The sequence below is a fragment of the Legionella yabuuchiae genome (assembly GCF_900640115.1).
Taxonomy (GTDB): Bacteria; Pseudomonadota; Gammaproteobacteria; order Legionellales; family Legionellaceae; genus Legionella_A; species Legionella_A yabuuchiae.
Genome location: NZ_CAAAIW010000011.1, coordinates 74,429 through 88,988, shown reverse-complemented (window position 1 = coordinate 88,988; position 14,560 = coordinate 74,429). Strand labels below are relative to the sequence as shown.

The following is a 14,560-nucleotide window of genomic DNA, read 5'->3' as shown; positions in this document are numbered from 1 at the left end:
AATGGCTCATTCCCTTGCGAGTTTTTTAAAATGCGGCAGGGCGAAAAAGAAAAAGCATAAATCACGCATTTTGAAAGATTACGGGTATATAACCCCCTGTTGACGATCGAGATTATATGATTTTCATTCTATGGCAGCGAGTTATCTTAATTTACTTCAGTGCCAAACCAGAAATGGTTGCCCGCCTGCGCGGGCATGACAGGTTTTTTTGTCATGTACAGAGCAAATTTCTAATGTAGATGGTTGGTTTTTTTCGATATTTTTAGTATAATATTTAATCAAAAATGTCGCTTGCTCTAATTCTTGGACTTAATCAAATTTTATTCTCAATCGTAATAGAGGGTTAGCATGTTTCTCACATTAGGACTTATTGTACTGAGCACCTCAATTCTTGTGTTTTTTTCACAGGAGTTTGCAGGTGTGTACAAGCGGATAACCTCTGTTCCTGGCTTGAAATTTCTCTTACCCTTGGTCTTGGCTTCTTGGCTAATCGAACAATATGAGCCTTTTGAGTTATGGTTCTTATTGCAATGTAAGGAGGGATTTCATTATGCATTGCATACCCTATCTTCATGGTTATCCTTACAGCAAAATTCAGTGCAGGTTCTGCACTTGTTTTTTCTGGCCATTATTCCTTTTTTGTTGCTAAGAGCCTGGGAAATCAAACGAAAAATTCCCACCCCTCGACCAGCCACTACTCTAGCCGGCTTGGTTTTATGGATTATTGCTGCAATAATTTTAACGATTTATAAACCTTAATCTGCATCCAAAGTTATGAACAATGGTGACGTAAGTTAAGGATGTTTAGTCTTTCAAGCGCAGGGATACCCACGGCTACTTGGCCTGTCATCTTTAGGCCATCTCCACCTTAGACAGAAATCCACTCTTGTTAAGTCAGTGACCCTAGTCTGAGGGGATGATTCGCTTATGTTTAGCCGATTGATAGCGTTCTTGTAATTCGACATCAATATAGCGATCGGTGGTTGCGCTTGAACTATGGCCCGCATCATCCCGAACATGTTCACGGGGTCTAATTTTAACGTCCTCAGATATGCCCGTATGTCTAAGCCAATGCACGGTGGCGGCTGATAGATTATCCGCTTCTTCATGTTCGTTTATTTTTCTTAACTCATCCGCAGCTAAATCAAAACATTGTTGGACAAGGCGCCTAATAGGAACCGTGTCACTCATCGGGCCTGAGCCTCGAAGCTTAGGAATAAGCGGCGAATTATCAGCCGGAGAGGGAAGAGGGGAGAGGCCTAACCATGTTCGCCAACGAATTAAACTGCTGAGCATCGCTTCACTGACTGCAATCTGTCGTTCTTTATTGCCTTTACCCACGGTTGTAAACCACCAAGAACCATTACTGTCCTTCATGAAATCATTCATGGTTGGAATCCAGCGATCGCTTGCTACTACTTCGGAAATTCGTAAATACATACCGTATAAAAGGCTTAAAATAAATCGTGTCCGCTCATGTTTTTCAGGCTGTTCATTGGCCAATTTTTCCACAGCTGTTAAGACGGCGTCCCACTGGGTTAAACTTAAACGCCGAATGGGCGCATTTTGCTGTCGCTTGCGTATAAATTTACTTTTTTGGCGAATCAAAGCGACGGGGTTTGAAACCAGATATTCCTCAGCAATTAAAAAATTAAACAGTGTACTTAAAATCGCAAAGATTTCGGAAACAGCGCCTTGAGATAAATTAAATTGCGCAAGCGAGAGGCTATCTCCCCGCTTGCGCGCAGATTTAGGTTGCGTTACCACAAATGGTCGCCAAAGAGGATTAGGAACTCGAAGCCCATCTTTTTCTATAAAACGGGGAACTTTCTTCAAACTAATCCAAGTATGAGGAGGATTTTGGCAAAAGCGTATGAACTGCTCAATATCATCGCGCTTTAGTTGACTTAAGGTCAGACTTCGAATATGCCAGCACCATTGCAATAAACGCTCAGTTTCTCTACGGTAACTATTAAACGTCCCTTGACTGCCGCGGTAGCTATTTAAAAAATTTAAACATTTTAAAAAATCCGATTCAAAAGCCTTATCGGGTAATTGCACATACTCCGCATTTTTATGAAGCTGGTCTAAGGTATCGAACAAAGGTAAGAGTTTTGTTTTCATGGGCATTCTATACCTGAATAGAGTTTGTCTAATCCTAGCGAAAGAACATCAGTGATACAATCTTTCGTGAACTTATGACACAAACACGTTTTAATATTCTAAAATTATTAAAGGATTTGAAAAGTTCAAAAAAAATTTACCCTTAGCTTATTGACCTTACTTTCGCTCAAGAGTATCATTTGCGCTCTGTCCTTGGGACGGGATCAACGGGGTGTAGCGCAGCCTGGTAGCGCGCCTGCTTTGGGAGCAGGATGTCGGGAGTTCGAATCTCTCCACCCCGACCAATTTGATACCCGGATTGAAGGGAATGGTATAATGCCATCGCATAAATGCGCCCGTAGCTCATCTGGATAGAGCATCGGCCTTCTAAGCCGAGGGTAGCAGGTTCGAATCCTGCCGGGCGTGCCATACGCCAAGCGGTATTCAGGTGTTTAATATGGTGGGCGTAGCTCAGTTGGTAGAGCCCCGGGTTGTGATCCCGGTTGTCGTGGGTTCGAGTCCCATCGTTCACCCCAATACCTTATAAATTAAATGTCTAAATTCTCTATATTAGGTTTATCTTGAGTCTTTACAAGATAACACTACTGTTTAATAATTCCACCCTGTTTGCGAAAGTGGCGGAACTGGTAGACGCGCTGGATTTAGGTTCCAGTGGGGCAACCCGTGAGAGTTCGAGTCTCTCCTTTCGCACCATTTTTAAAATAAATAATTTCAAGAGGTGACTAGATGCAAGTTTCTGTTGAGACCTTGAAAGGTTTGGAACGTAAAGTGACTATTTCGGTACCAACCGAAAAAGTAGAGGAAGAAGTGAGCCAACGTCTCAAAAGTCTTGCTCGCAAAGTTAAAATTGATGGCTTTCGTCCAGGTAAGGTACCATTTGATGTGGTCAAAAAACGTTATTCCGATTCAGTTCGCGAAGAAGTCGCGCGTGATATGGTGCAGTCGACGTTATTTGAAGCCTTGAAAGAAAAGGAGCTGGTTCCTGCAGGCTATCCAACCATTGAACCAGAACAACTTGAATCTGGAAAAGATTTTCAATACAGCGCGGTATTTGAAGTCTACCCTGAAATTAAAGTCAATGAGCTAGAGAAAGCGGAAGTTGAAGTGGCTGATGCTGAGGTCAAAGAAGCAGACGTTAATGATATGATTGAAAAGCTTCGTGAACAGAATAAAGAATGGGACGAAGTATCACGACCAGCAGAAAAAGGCGACAAGGTCGTGATTGACTTCAAAGGGTTCTTAGGTGATGAACCTTTTGACGGTGGAGAAGCTAAAGATTTTGAAATCGTTCTTGGTTCTGGCTCAATGATTCCAGGTTTTGAGGAAGGGCTTGTCAGCGCTGAGCCAGGTAAAGAATTTGATCTGAAAGTGACTTTCCCAGAAGATTATGGCCATCAAGATCTGGCTGGCAAAGAAGCTACGTTTAAAATAACCGTTAAAACCATCTTTGAAGGTAAGCTGCCTAAACTTGATGACGAGTTTGCAGAAAAATTCAACATTAAAGAAGGTGGTATCGAAGCTTTAAAGAAGGATATTCAAGAGAACATGGAGCGTGAGCTAGAGCGACGCATCAGCTCGATGAATCGTGAAAAAGCGTTCGATAAATTGTTAGAAAAAAACGAGTTTGAAATTCCCTCTTCTCTAGTGGACCAGGAAATTAAGCACTTAAAACATGAAATGTATCATCGTATTTTTGGACCGGAACATCGCGACAATGAAAAAATTCCTGATTTCCCACGTTCAATGTTTGAAGAACAAGCAAAACGTCGCGTGCATTTAGGGTTATTATTTTCAGAATACGTTAAAAAGCATGAATTATCAGTTGATAAAGATCGCGTAGACGCTATGATTGATAAAATGGCTAGTGCCTATGACAGTCCAGAAGAACTAAAATCATGGTACACCGGGAATAAAGAGCATCTGGCTGAAATTGAAGCACTCGTTATGGAAGAAATGGTGGCTGAGAAAATCTTAGAAGACGCTAAAGCCGTTAAAAAAACGATGTCTTATGACGAAGTGATGAATCCCAAAAAGGATAGTGAAGAGAAAGGAGCTTAAATATGCGGGGAGAATCGGAACGCATTATTCGAAATGCTAGTGGCCTTGTGCCAATGGTGGTTGAGCAAACCTCACGAGGTGAGCGCTCTTATGATATTTATTCCAGGCTTTTAAAAGAACGTATTATCTTTTTGCTCGGTGAAGTTGAAGATCATATGGCGAATCTAGTGGTAGCTCAGCTCTTGTTTTTGGAGTCCGAAAACCCAGATAAAGATATTTCTCTTTATATCAATTCACCAGGCGGGGTCGTAACTGCCGGGTTGGCGATTTATGACACCATGCAATTCATTAAGCCCAATGTCAGTACACTGTGCATTGGTCAGGCAGCCAGTGCTGCTGCGTTATTATTGAGCAGCGGTGCGGAAGGCAAGCGTTATTGTCTGCCTAATGCGCGTGTTATGATCCATCAACCACTTGGTGGATACCGCGGTCAGGCGACGGATATTGAAATTCACGCCCGTGAAACACTAGCGGTTCGTGAGCGCTTAAATAGCATTATGGCGAAGCATACTAAAAAATCACCTGATCAAATCATGAAAGATACCGAGCGTGATAATTTTATGAATGCAGAACAGGCAAAAACATATGGTCTGGTCGATCAAGTGCTTTATGATCGAACGGACTCTGTAAAAGAAGAAGCGCGTTAACAATACGCGCTTAGTTTTTGAGGGGGTGTCTTTACGGATTTTTTACCCCCTCACGACCAGAATTATACTGGCGATAAATTTCTAATTAGCTAAAATTTTATTAAGGAATAATTCAATTTCTTAATAAAAAAGGGGTTTTGTAGATGACTAAAAGTTCTGGCAATGATGGGGATAAGATTTTGTATTGTTCTTTCTGTGGTAAAAGCCAGCATGAAGTAAAGAAGTTGATAGCCGGACCGTCGGTTTTTGTTTGTGATGAATGCGTTGAATTATGCAATGACATTATTCGTGAAGAGACTCATGAGGCGCATGAAGAAGCCGAATCACATTTGCCAACCCCCAAAGAAATTTCTCAATTTTTGGATGAGTATGTAATCGGTCAGTCTCACGCCAAAAAAGTTTTATCGGTCGCTGTATACAATCATTACAAGCGCATGCAATTTAAAAACCAAGATGGCATTGAACTTGGAAAAAGTAATATTTTGCTGATTGGCCCCACAGGAAGCGGTAAAACCCTACTCGCACAAACATTGGCAAGATTGTTAAATGTACCTTTTACTATCGCTGACGCAACTACGCTTACAGAAGCAGGCTACGTAGGTGAAGACGTTGAAAACATCATTCAAAAACTTCTTCAAAAATGCGATTACGATGTAGAAAAGGCCCAGAAAGGCATTGTATACATCGATGAAATCGATAAAATCTCTCGCAAATCGGATAATCCATCGATCACGCGAGATGTATCTGGCGAAGGGGTGCAGCAAGCGTTATTAAAGTTAATTGAAGGAACAATTGCTTCCGTTCCTCCTCAAGGTGGTCGCAAACACCCGCAACAAGAGTTTTTACAAGTAGATACCTCAAATATTTTATTTATTTGCGGGGGCGCGTTCGCAGGTCTTGAAAAACTTATTCGCGAGCGCAGTGATAAATCAAGCATCGGATTTTCTGCCCAGCTAAAAAATAAAAAAGCGAAAGAAGATTTGCAAGAAGTGTTAAGCGCGTTAGAGTCAGAAGATTTAGTAAAATATGGCTTAATCCCTGAGTTTGTTGGCCGTTTGCCGGTGGTTACAACGTTGCATGAACTCAATGAAGATGCGCTTGTAGATATTTTGAGTCGACCAAAGAATGCGTTAACCAAACAGTTTTATGCGTTATTTAAAATGGAAGGCGTTGAGCTTGAATTTCGTGAGGAAGCATTGCGGATTATTGCTAGAAAAGCCTTGGATCGTAAAATTGGTGCTAGAGGTTTGCGTTCCATACTTGAGAATTTACTTTTGGACACCATGTATGAATTACCCTCTCAAGAAGGGGTGAGTAAAGTGGTTGTCGATGAATCAGTGGTGAGCAGTACTGGAAAACCCATCATGATTTATGAAGGCGAAGAGCCTCTACAAACGGCTACGCGAAGCAGCGGGGAATAACCTCTTTAGAAGCATCATCGACCTATACTTTAGCGAAAATACGCTTGTAGCCAGGCTATAACGCTTGGCTAAGAGGATATAAAAAATTAAGCGATTAAAATAGAAGTGATAAACGGATTTATTCGTCACCATCTTTGAAGAATTCAGGAGGGATTCATCATCATAATAGAATTCTTCTTTTAAGCATTTAAAAACGTAACCTGACGAATGTCCTTGAGTTCTCGCAATGCTCGAAAAGACAGTAGCAAGATTAGGACATTGTCTAAAGTATGTTATAAAGTATTTCCTAAAATTAATCATTTGAATAAGGGATCAAGATGTCGAATGAAAATGAGCTGGTACCTAACGACAATGATAACGAAGGGATGTCTAATCTTCCCGTCTTACCATTAAGAGATGTAGTTGTCTATCCTCACATGGTAATCCCTCTTTTTGTAGGGCGTGATAAATCCATCAAAGCCTTAGAAGCCGCCATGTTGAATAATAAAAAGATTTTTTTAGTAGCTCAACGAAAATCGGCTAATGATGATCCAAACCCGAAAGACTTATTTAATGTTGGAACCATAGCGAGTGTGTTACAACTGCTCAAACTACCCGATGGAACCGTTAAAGTTCTCGTGGAGGGGGAAGAGCGCGCGAAAGTGCTCCAATATTATCTTCACGAAGGGTATCTTAGCAGCGATCTTGAAGAAATCACCGATTTGAACGAAACGCTAAAAGAGCAAGAAATTGACATATTAACGCGCTCTTTAATGTCGCAGTTTGAACAGTATATCAAGCTTAATAAAAAAATCCCTCCTGAAGTTCTTGGTTCAATCTCTGGAATAGAAGAGCCTGGACGCCTAGCGGATACTATAGCAGCCCATCTGAGTTTAAAAGTAGAAGACAAACAAGACTTGCTTGAAACGGTAGATATTGGTTCTCGATTGGAGCGTTTAATGGCTGCCATTGAGTCTGAGATTGATTTACTCCAGGTTGAGAAACGAGTGCGTGGTCGCGTTAAGCGTCAAATGGAAAAAAGTCAGCGCGAGTACTACCTCAATGAACAGATTAAAGCTATTCAAAAGGAATTGGGAGAAATTGGCGAAGAGGGCAGCGAAATTGAGCAGATTGAAAAGTCTATTAATAAAGCGGGCATGCCGAAGGAAGCCAAAGACAAAGCCATGTCAGAGCTTAATAAACTCAAACTTATGTCTCCAATGTCCGCTGAGGCTACGGTTATTCGTAATTACTTAGAGTGGATGCTTAGTGTCCCATGGAAGAAAAAAAATAAAATTCAATATGATTTGATCAAAGCTGAAAAAATGCTGGATAAAGACCATTACGGGCTTGAAAAAGTTAAAGAACGTATTATCGAGTATTTGGCTGTTCAACAACGCGTCAAACGCTTAAAAGGACCTATATTATGCTTAGTTGGCCCTCCAGGGGTTGGTAAAACGTCATTAGGTCAATCTATAGCAAACGCTACGGGCCGTACCTTCATTAGAATTGCTTTGGGTGGGGTTCGAGACGAAGCGGAGATCCGTGGGCATCGTCGTACCTACATCGGATCTATGCCTGGGAAAATCATACAAAAACTCTGTAAAGCCGGGGTAAGAAATCCTCTAATTATGTTGGATGAAGTCGACAAAATGGCAATGGATTTTCGCGGCGATCCTGCTTCTGCGTTGTTAGAAGTATTAGATCCTGAGCAAAATCACACGTTTAACGATCACTATTTAGAAGTTAATTATGATTTGAGTGACGTGATGTTTATTGCTACAGCGAACTCCTTGGAAATTCCAGCTCCTCTTTTAGATCGAATGGAAGTTATTCGGCTTGCCGGATATACAGAGGATGAGAAAGTCAACATTGCTAAAAATTATTTAATACCCAAGCAAATTAAATTAAATGGATTAAGCACTGAAGAAATTGATATACGCGAAGAAGCCGTGCACGAGATTATACGACATTACACGCGAGAAGCAGGTGTTCGGAATCTCGAGCGTGATATTGCTACCATTTGTCGTAAAGTTGTGAAAGAAATTTTAACGCATAAAAAATCGAAAAAAATTAATGTCACTAAGAAGAACATTGAGAAGTATTTGGGCGTAAAAAAATTCCGTTACGGTTTAGCAGAAGAGCACGACCAGGTAGGTCAGGTAACTGGCTTAGCTTGGACTAGTGTTGGTGGGGAGCTTTTAACGATAGAATCATCAAGGATGCCAGGTAAAGGAAAAACAATTCATACAGGCCAGCTCGGAGAGGTCATGCAGGAATCGATTCATGCAGCACTTACCGTAGTACGTAGCCGCGCCGAACTGTTTGATTTACCGGAAGACTTCTTTGAAAAACACGATTTTCATATTCATGTCCCTGAAGGTGCCACACCTAAAGATGGCCCAAGCGCCGGTATTGGAATGTGTACAGCCTTAGTTTCGGTCATTACCGGGATTCCCGTACGAGCCGATGTGGCGATGACTGGTGAAATCACATTACGAGGTCAGGTTCTTCCTATTGGTGGATTAAAGGAAAAACTCCTTGCCGCGCATCGTGGAGGAATAAAGCACGTGATTATTCCTGAAGAAAACAAAAAAGATCTAACCGAAATTCCGGACAATGTTCTAAAAAAAATAACTATCCATCCGGTTAAGAATATAGAGCAAGTTTTACAAATCGCTTTAAAATCTAGCCCTTTGACCAGTAGGTCATCAACTGGAGTGGTTGTTACTGAACAAAATCGAAAAAAAAATGAAAATAAGGATTTACACGCCTAATAATAAGAGGTATATTTCACTCGTTGCCCGCTACTAGAGCGGGATCTCAAGGAAGTAGTAGCTTGACTATATAAGGTGTTTCTGATTTAATCAGCTCCGTGAAATGGACTACTAACAGCTAAGGGGAAAAGATGAATAAAAGTGAATTGGTTGAAACTATCGCTAATCGCTCAGGTGTAACAAAAGCCACTGCAAGCAAAGTACTTGACTTGTTTATGGAAACTGTTACAGATACCTTGAAGAAAGGCGATCAGGTTGTATTACCAGGATTCGGATCTTTCTCAACTGGTAACCGCTCTGCACGTACTGGCCGTAACCCGCAGACCGGACAAACAATTCAGATTAAAGCTTCACGTGTTGCAAAGTTCAAAGCTGGCAAGTCACTAAAAGAAGCTGTACAAAAGTAAAAAGCGTAATTACCCGGGTGCTTAGCTCAGCTGGGAGAGCATCGCCCTTACAAGGCGAGGGTCGCAGGTTCGATCCCTGCAGCACCCACCACGATTTGGAGTGGTAGTTCAGCTGGTTAGAATACCGGCCTGTCACGCCGGGGGTCGCGGGTTCGAGTCCCGTCCACTCCGCCAGCACAACGCGCCGAAAGGCGCGTTTTTTTTAGCTTGTTCTAATACGCGATGAGGTTCGAAAATTACCGATTAACACAATCTAACAAACGCTTGTTAAAGTTGATAACTTGGGCTATAGAGGTGTATGTTTGTCCGAGATGGAATTCAACAATATTCATTAGACCATCACAGTTTAGCCAAAAAAAACTAATCGATAGGGAACTCCTATATGTTGCAGAAGTTAAATGAGCGCATTCAAGGTATTGTAGCTTGGGTTGTCATTACATTGATCGCCGTGACGTTCGCCTTATTTGGCGTTGATTATTACTTGCAGTCTCGCAACGCTTCCACTGCCGCAGTCGAAGTCAATGGGCAAGCAATCAGTAAACAAGAATTTGAACTAAGCTATCGCCGAATTAGACAAATGCGTGATCCAGCACAACTCACTGCATCGGGTGAAAATCAATTAAAAAATCAAATCCTTGATGGGCTTATTATTAATACACTCAGTTTACAAAATGCGAGAAAGTATGGATTTGAGGTTACACCCGCTCAAGCCAATGCAGCCATTTTAAATATTCCTCAATTCCAGGAAGATGGCCATTTTTCGGCTAATCGTTTTCAACAAGCTATCAGTGGAGCGTTGTTTACGCCTGAATCGTTTCAGCAAGAAGTTCGCCAAGGGATGCTACTGAATCAGCAACGCTTTGCGCTAATTGGAACAGCGTTTGCTTTACCCAGCGAAGTAGAGCGGTTTGTAAAATTGTACATGCAAACCAGAGATTATCAGTATCTTACGATCCCTGTAGCTCAATTTGCGGATACTAAATCCATCACGGAACAAGAGGTTAAGGCGTACTATCAAGCTCATCAAAATGAATTTTTATCGCCTGAACAAGTGTCAATTGCATACCTTGAACTTTCTATGAATGATATTCGTAATCGAGTTACGGTATCAAACGAACAGATAAAACAATATTACGAAGCCAATCCAAATAACTTCTTAACTCCAGCACAATGGCGAGTCGCGCACATCTTAATCGCCCTGCCAGAATCAGCTTCTACTGAAGAGCGAGCGGTTGCGAAACAGAAAGCACTTCAAACACATCAGGAGCTTAAAGTAAATCCAGCCTTATTTTCAGAAAAAGTAAAGAGCGTATCTGATGATAAAGTTTCTGTCGCTAAACATGGGGAGATGCCTTGGATCACAGCCGGGCAAACTGAGCTAGATAAGGATCTCTTGAAACTTACCAAGCCTGGACAAATATCTGAACCTATTGAAACGCAATTCGGTTATGAAATTTTAAGATTAATCGAGTACAAACCAGCTGCCATTAAGCCATTTGACCAAGTTAAGCAAGATATTAAAGAACAGCTTGCTGCCGAACGGATACAAGCGGAATATGCGCAGCGATTGGAACAACTAACCGACTTGGCTTACCAATCCCCTGATTCACTGAAACCCGCGGCTGAAGAATTAGGATTAACGATTAAGTATACTAAACCTTTTCCCAAATCAGGCGGTGATAACGCACTAACGGAGAATAAACAAGTCATCAATGCGGCATTCAGTCACGATGTACTTGAGCTTGGAAATAACAGTGAACCAGTTCAATTGGATAATGATACAGTGGTGGTTCTTCGTGCTAACCGCCACATCCCTGCGCAGGAAAAACCTTTAACCGAAGTCAAAGATCAAATTATTAATCATTTAGTCAAATCCAAAGCTCAGACTAAGGCCAGTGAGTTGGGTAAGAAAATTCTTGATGCATTCAAGGAGGGCAAAGATGCTAGGGATTTATTATCGGAGCATCGTTTAAAGTGGGTCACGGTTAAATCAGCAATGCGAGATTCTGATCTAGCAGCACAACCAATTAATGAGCTCGCCTTTAGCATAGCCAGTCCCAGCAGCTTTATCGGGCAGCCAATTAACGATGGCAGTTTTGCAGTCGTAAAACTTAACGCGGTGCATGATGGCCAAATGAGCCAGCTTGATCCTGAACAGGAAGCCAGTATTACACAGCAATTAGAAGCAAGTTATGGTGTATTGGATTATGACTTATACGTTAGTGGTTTGCTAAAGAAAGCTGAAATTGTTCATCATTAGTAGGCAACGTCCCATTCTCCAAGATGTTTACCTTGGGACGAGCCGTTGTCTCATCATGGCCTAGGGTGTACGCAGTGCTTATTGCGTGTTTTCTTGAGAGATGCGTCTATTGAACATAGGTCGTCTAATAATTAGACTACGAGTTGTAACCTGTTCATCTCGTTCTAATTTGTGAAAACTAGGAGTAAATATGCCACTGAAACAAGCTGTAAAGAAAACATCTGGGTTCACATTTGATGTCTGTTGTAACATTTTTTCATGTGGATTTCCCTATGTAGAATATGGTCAATACGTATTTCCAGGGAACCATCACGAACCCATAACCCAAGGTGGAATCTTTGATAATGTTATTAATTCTCAACCATCATTATTAGACAGTTTTAGTCCTGGTCTAGGCAATTTTAGTATGTTTGATGATGAACCGTATTCAGTTACTACTGAGAAAGTGGGGGGGTGTGGTTTGACAATACCATGTGTCTTGTCTATGGGGTGCCTAGCTTATGAGTATAGCTATAAAGATAATCAAACCGGTGATTTGATCTTACCTCTGCCGAAAATATCGGAAGAACAAGCGAATCAACAACCATCAGAAACTGTAAAAGCTACTCTATCGACTCAGACAGCGCATTTAAAAGTATGTGGTTGTGGTCCCAGCGGTATATTAAGCCGTAAGTTGGGTTTTTTTAGTTCAAGAGAAACTATAGTAAACCAATCTCAACCTAACATTGAATCTCCACAGGCGACTAGGTTATGATAATTTTTATTTAACGCTGATTACTTTAATTATCTACAGTCTCATGGGGATAAAGTGGATAATTGCCTTGGAAAATCATTTTCCAAGGCTAAATTTTGACGTGTAATAATGTCATTCAGCTAAATCGGCCATTGCAACAGCGTGGTAGCCAGCGTCAACGTGCACAACCTCACCGGTAATTCCTGAAGCTAAGTCTGAGCACAAGAATGCAGCGGCATTACCAACTTCTTCAGCAGTAATATTTCGTTGCAACGGTGTGACGTTTGCGTAAGCGCTTTGAATTTTTCTAAAATCTTTAATTCCAGCTGCCGCTAAAGTTTTAATTGGCCCTGCTGAAATTGCATTCACTCGAATGCCTCTGGAGCCTAAGCTTGAAGCGAGGTAACGAACGGAGGCTTCTAAGCTAGCTTTCGCTATTCCCATTACATTGTAATTTGGTACAGCCTTTTCTGCGCCGTAATAGCTCAAGGTAATGATTGAGCCGTGGGTATCGTTCATCATAGGCATAGCGGCTTTTGCTAGTGCAACTAAGCTATAAGCACTGATATCATGCGCGATTTTAAATCCTTCGCGAGTTGCATTTTCTATGTAATCGCCACTGATTTGATCCGCTGGAGCAAATGCAACGGAGTGTACTAAAATGTCCACTTTATCCCAGTGCTGGTTTAATTGTTGGAAAGCTAATTTGATTTCATCATCGCTCGCTACATCACAAGGAAAAGTCAAATTTGAGTTAAACTCAGAAGCCATTTTTTCTACGCGTTCTTTCAGCTTGTCGTTTTGATAGGTGAACGCTAACTCCGCACCTTGCTCATGAAACGCTTTGGCAATACCATAAGCAATCGATCGATTGCTGGCTAATCCAACGATGAGCGCCTTTTTGCCTTTTAAAAATCCCATGATTTTCTCCTCTTGAGTCAATTGGTGTGTTTGGCAAGCAATTCTCGCATTTTGGCTTGGATCATGTCGATGGCAATACGGTTCTCTCCACCTCGGGGAACGATAAGATCAGCATATCGACTTGAAGGTTCAATAAATTGCAAATACATGGGACGAACGGTCGTCTCATATTGCAGTAAAACAGACTCAAAGGATCGATGACGCTCCACCACATCCCGCTTTAAACGACGACTTAAGCAGACATCTAGCGGCGCGGACATAAAGATGCGTATATCCATAATTTCTCGCAATGCTTTATCACTGAATAGCAAAATACCTTCGAGCACAATAATGGCATGGCTGCCAATAAAGCGTGTTTCTGGCATGCGTATGTGCTTTGAATGAGAATAGATTGGAATTTCTACCGATTCGCCTTGTTGCAATCGACGTAAATGGTCATGCAATAACGCATGGTCAAACGCATCAGGGTGGTCATAATTGATTTTATCGCGTTCTTCAAGAGGAAGATGGCTGTTGTCTTTATAATAAGAATCTTCAGAAATAACGACAACTTGATCAGAACCCAACTCATTGACAATGGTATTGGCTAATAAGCTTTTACCGGAAGCTGAAGGGCCGGCAATCCCTATAATAATAACTTTTTTACTCATGGTCTTAGGGCTAAAAATTTAGGTCAAATATTAAGCCTTTTTGCAAAAAAATTCAATTGCTGATAGCAATTCTTCTTCGTACCGGACAAAAACCACTGAGCTAATACGTGCCCGTGCCCGGTTTTTAGAGAATTAAAAGATAAACTTAGCGCTTGCAGCAATATTAAACGCCTATTTTAACTGGAGCAAGTGCCGTACGCATTGTTTTGTTGGGATGTTGCTCTGTACATGACAAAAAATCCGGTCATGCCCGCGCAGGCTGGCAACCATTTCTGGTTTGGCACTGAAGTAACTTAAGATAACTCGCTGCCATAGAATGAAAATCATATAATCTCGATCGTCAACAGGAGGTTATATGGAGTGTATCAGCGAGTTGAAGGATAGTTTAAATATGTATTTTGGCTGGAACAAGGCGAGAATGACATGTTTTATAACTATGTTGCTTGCATTGCTTGCTACGCGTACAGTTAATTTAAACCAATTGGCTTGTGTTATATTCAGTGACGCCCTCCAAGCGTCAAGGTACCGTAGAATACAACGATTTTTTTCCGAATTTCCTTTGGATTACCATCAAATAGCAGGA

General features: G+C 41.4%; 11 protein-coding genes and 6 tRNA genes. 14 read left to right on the top strand and 3 right to left on the bottom strand.

Translation table 11 applies throughout. The features are described 5' to 3' along the window. Positions 1 to 348 precede the first annotated feature (348 nt). The gene (locus E1O47_RS05980; protein ID WP_133130352.1) at positions 349 to 759 is read left to right on the top strand and encodes a hypothetical protein; all 411 of its coding nucleotides are present in this window, start codon (positions 349 to 351) and stop codon (positions 757 to 759) included. A gap of 144 nt (positions 760 to 903) precedes the next feature. Here E1O47_RS05980 and E1O47_RS05975 read toward each other — a convergent pair whose 3' ends face one another. Next, positions 904 to 2,130, bottom strand: coding sequence for a tyrosine-type recombinase/integrase (locus tag E1O47_RS05975; RefSeq protein WP_133130351.1), 1,227 nt, complete (start codon positions 2,128 to 2,130; stop codon positions 904 to 906). Positions 2,131 to 2,331: 201 nt separating this feature from the next. Between E1O47_RS05975 and E1O47_RS05970 the strand changes: the two genes are divergently transcribed. The 13 genes from E1O47_RS05970 (at position 2,332) to E1O47_RS05910 (ending at position 12,427) form a co-directional block, all read left to right on the top strand. Then, a tRNA-Pro gene (locus tag E1O47_RS05970) sits at positions 2,332 to 2,408 on the top strand. 47 nt (positions 2,409 to 2,455) lie between these two features. Beyond that, a tRNA-Arg gene (locus E1O47_RS05965) sits at positions 2,456 to 2,532 on the top strand. A 31-nt stretch (positions 2,533 to 2,563) separates the two neighbouring features. Then, positions 2,564 to 2,639, top strand: a tRNA-His gene (locus E1O47_RS05960). A 93-nt stretch (positions 2,640 to 2,732) separates the two neighbouring features. Then, positions 2,733 to 2,817 (top strand) — tRNA-Leu (locus E1O47_RS05955). A gap of 33 nt (positions 2,818 to 2,850) precedes the next feature. After that, complete coding sequence (tig, locus tag E1O47_RS05950; RefSeq protein WP_133130350.1) at positions 2,851 to 4,182, top strand: trigger factor; 1,332 nt, start codon at positions 2,851 to 2,853, stop codon at positions 4,180 to 4,182. Positions 4,183 to 4,184: 2 nt separating this feature from the next. Then, entirely contained in the window at positions 4,185 to 4,829 is a 645-nt protein-coding gene (gene clpP / locus E1O47_RS05945; RefSeq protein WP_133130349.1) for an ATP-dependent Clp endopeptidase proteolytic subunit ClpP, read from the top strand. Between the two features lie 143 nt (positions 4,830 to 4,972). Next, positions 4,973 to 6,250 (top strand): ATP-dependent Clp protease ATP-binding subunit ClpX, encoded by a 1,278-nt coding sequence (clpX, locus tag E1O47_RS05940; protein ID WP_133130348.1) that lies wholly within the window; start codon positions 4,973 to 4,975, stop codon positions 6,248 to 6,250. Between the two features lie 317 nt (positions 6,251 to 6,567). Next, complete coding sequence (gene lon, locus E1O47_RS05935; protein WP_133130347.1) at positions 6,568 to 9,006, top strand: endopeptidase La; 2,439 nt, start codon at positions 6,568 to 6,570, stop codon at positions 9,004 to 9,006. Between the two features lie 131 nt (positions 9,007 to 9,137). Beyond that, entirely contained in the window at positions 9,138 to 9,413 is a 276-nt protein-coding gene (locus E1O47_RS05930; RefSeq protein ID WP_133130346.1) for an HU family DNA-binding protein, read from the top strand. 15 nt (positions 9,414 to 9,428) lie between these two features. Then, positions 9,429 to 9,504, top strand: a tRNA-Val gene (locus E1O47_RS05925). Between the two features lie 6 nt (positions 9,505 to 9,510). Further along, positions 9,511 to 9,587: transfer RNA gene (locus tag E1O47_RS05920), tRNA-Asp, on the top strand. Between the two features lie 208 nt (positions 9,588 to 9,795). Next, complete coding sequence (locus tag E1O47_RS05915; protein ID WP_133130345.1) at positions 9,796 to 11,673, top strand: SurA N-terminal domain-containing protein; 1,878 nt, start codon at positions 9,796 to 9,798, stop codon at positions 11,671 to 11,673. A 190-nt stretch (positions 11,674 to 11,863) separates the two neighbouring features. Then, complete coding sequence (locus tag E1O47_RS05910) at positions 11,864 to 12,427, top strand: hypothetical protein (protein ID WP_133130344.1); 564 nt, start codon at positions 11,864 to 11,866, stop codon at positions 12,425 to 12,427. Positions 12,428 to 12,538: 111 nt separating this feature from the next. On the opposite strand, the gene E1O47_RS05905 is transcribed toward E1O47_RS05910, so the two are convergent. Together E1O47_RS05905 and udk are read right to left on the bottom strand one after the other, a co-directional pair. Beyond that, complete coding sequence (locus tag E1O47_RS05905; protein WP_133130343.1) at positions 12,539 to 13,327, bottom strand: enoyl-ACP reductase FabI; 789 nt, start codon at positions 13,325 to 13,327, stop codon at positions 12,539 to 12,541. 17 nt (positions 13,328 to 13,344) lie between these two features. Continuing rightward, the gene (gene udk / locus E1O47_RS05900) at positions 13,345 to 13,977 is read right to left on the bottom strand and encodes a uridine kinase (RefSeq protein ID WP_133130342.1); all 633 of its coding nucleotides are present in this window, start codon (positions 13,975 to 13,977) and stop codon (positions 13,345 to 13,347) included. Positions 13,978 to 14,560: the final 583 nt, after the last annotated feature.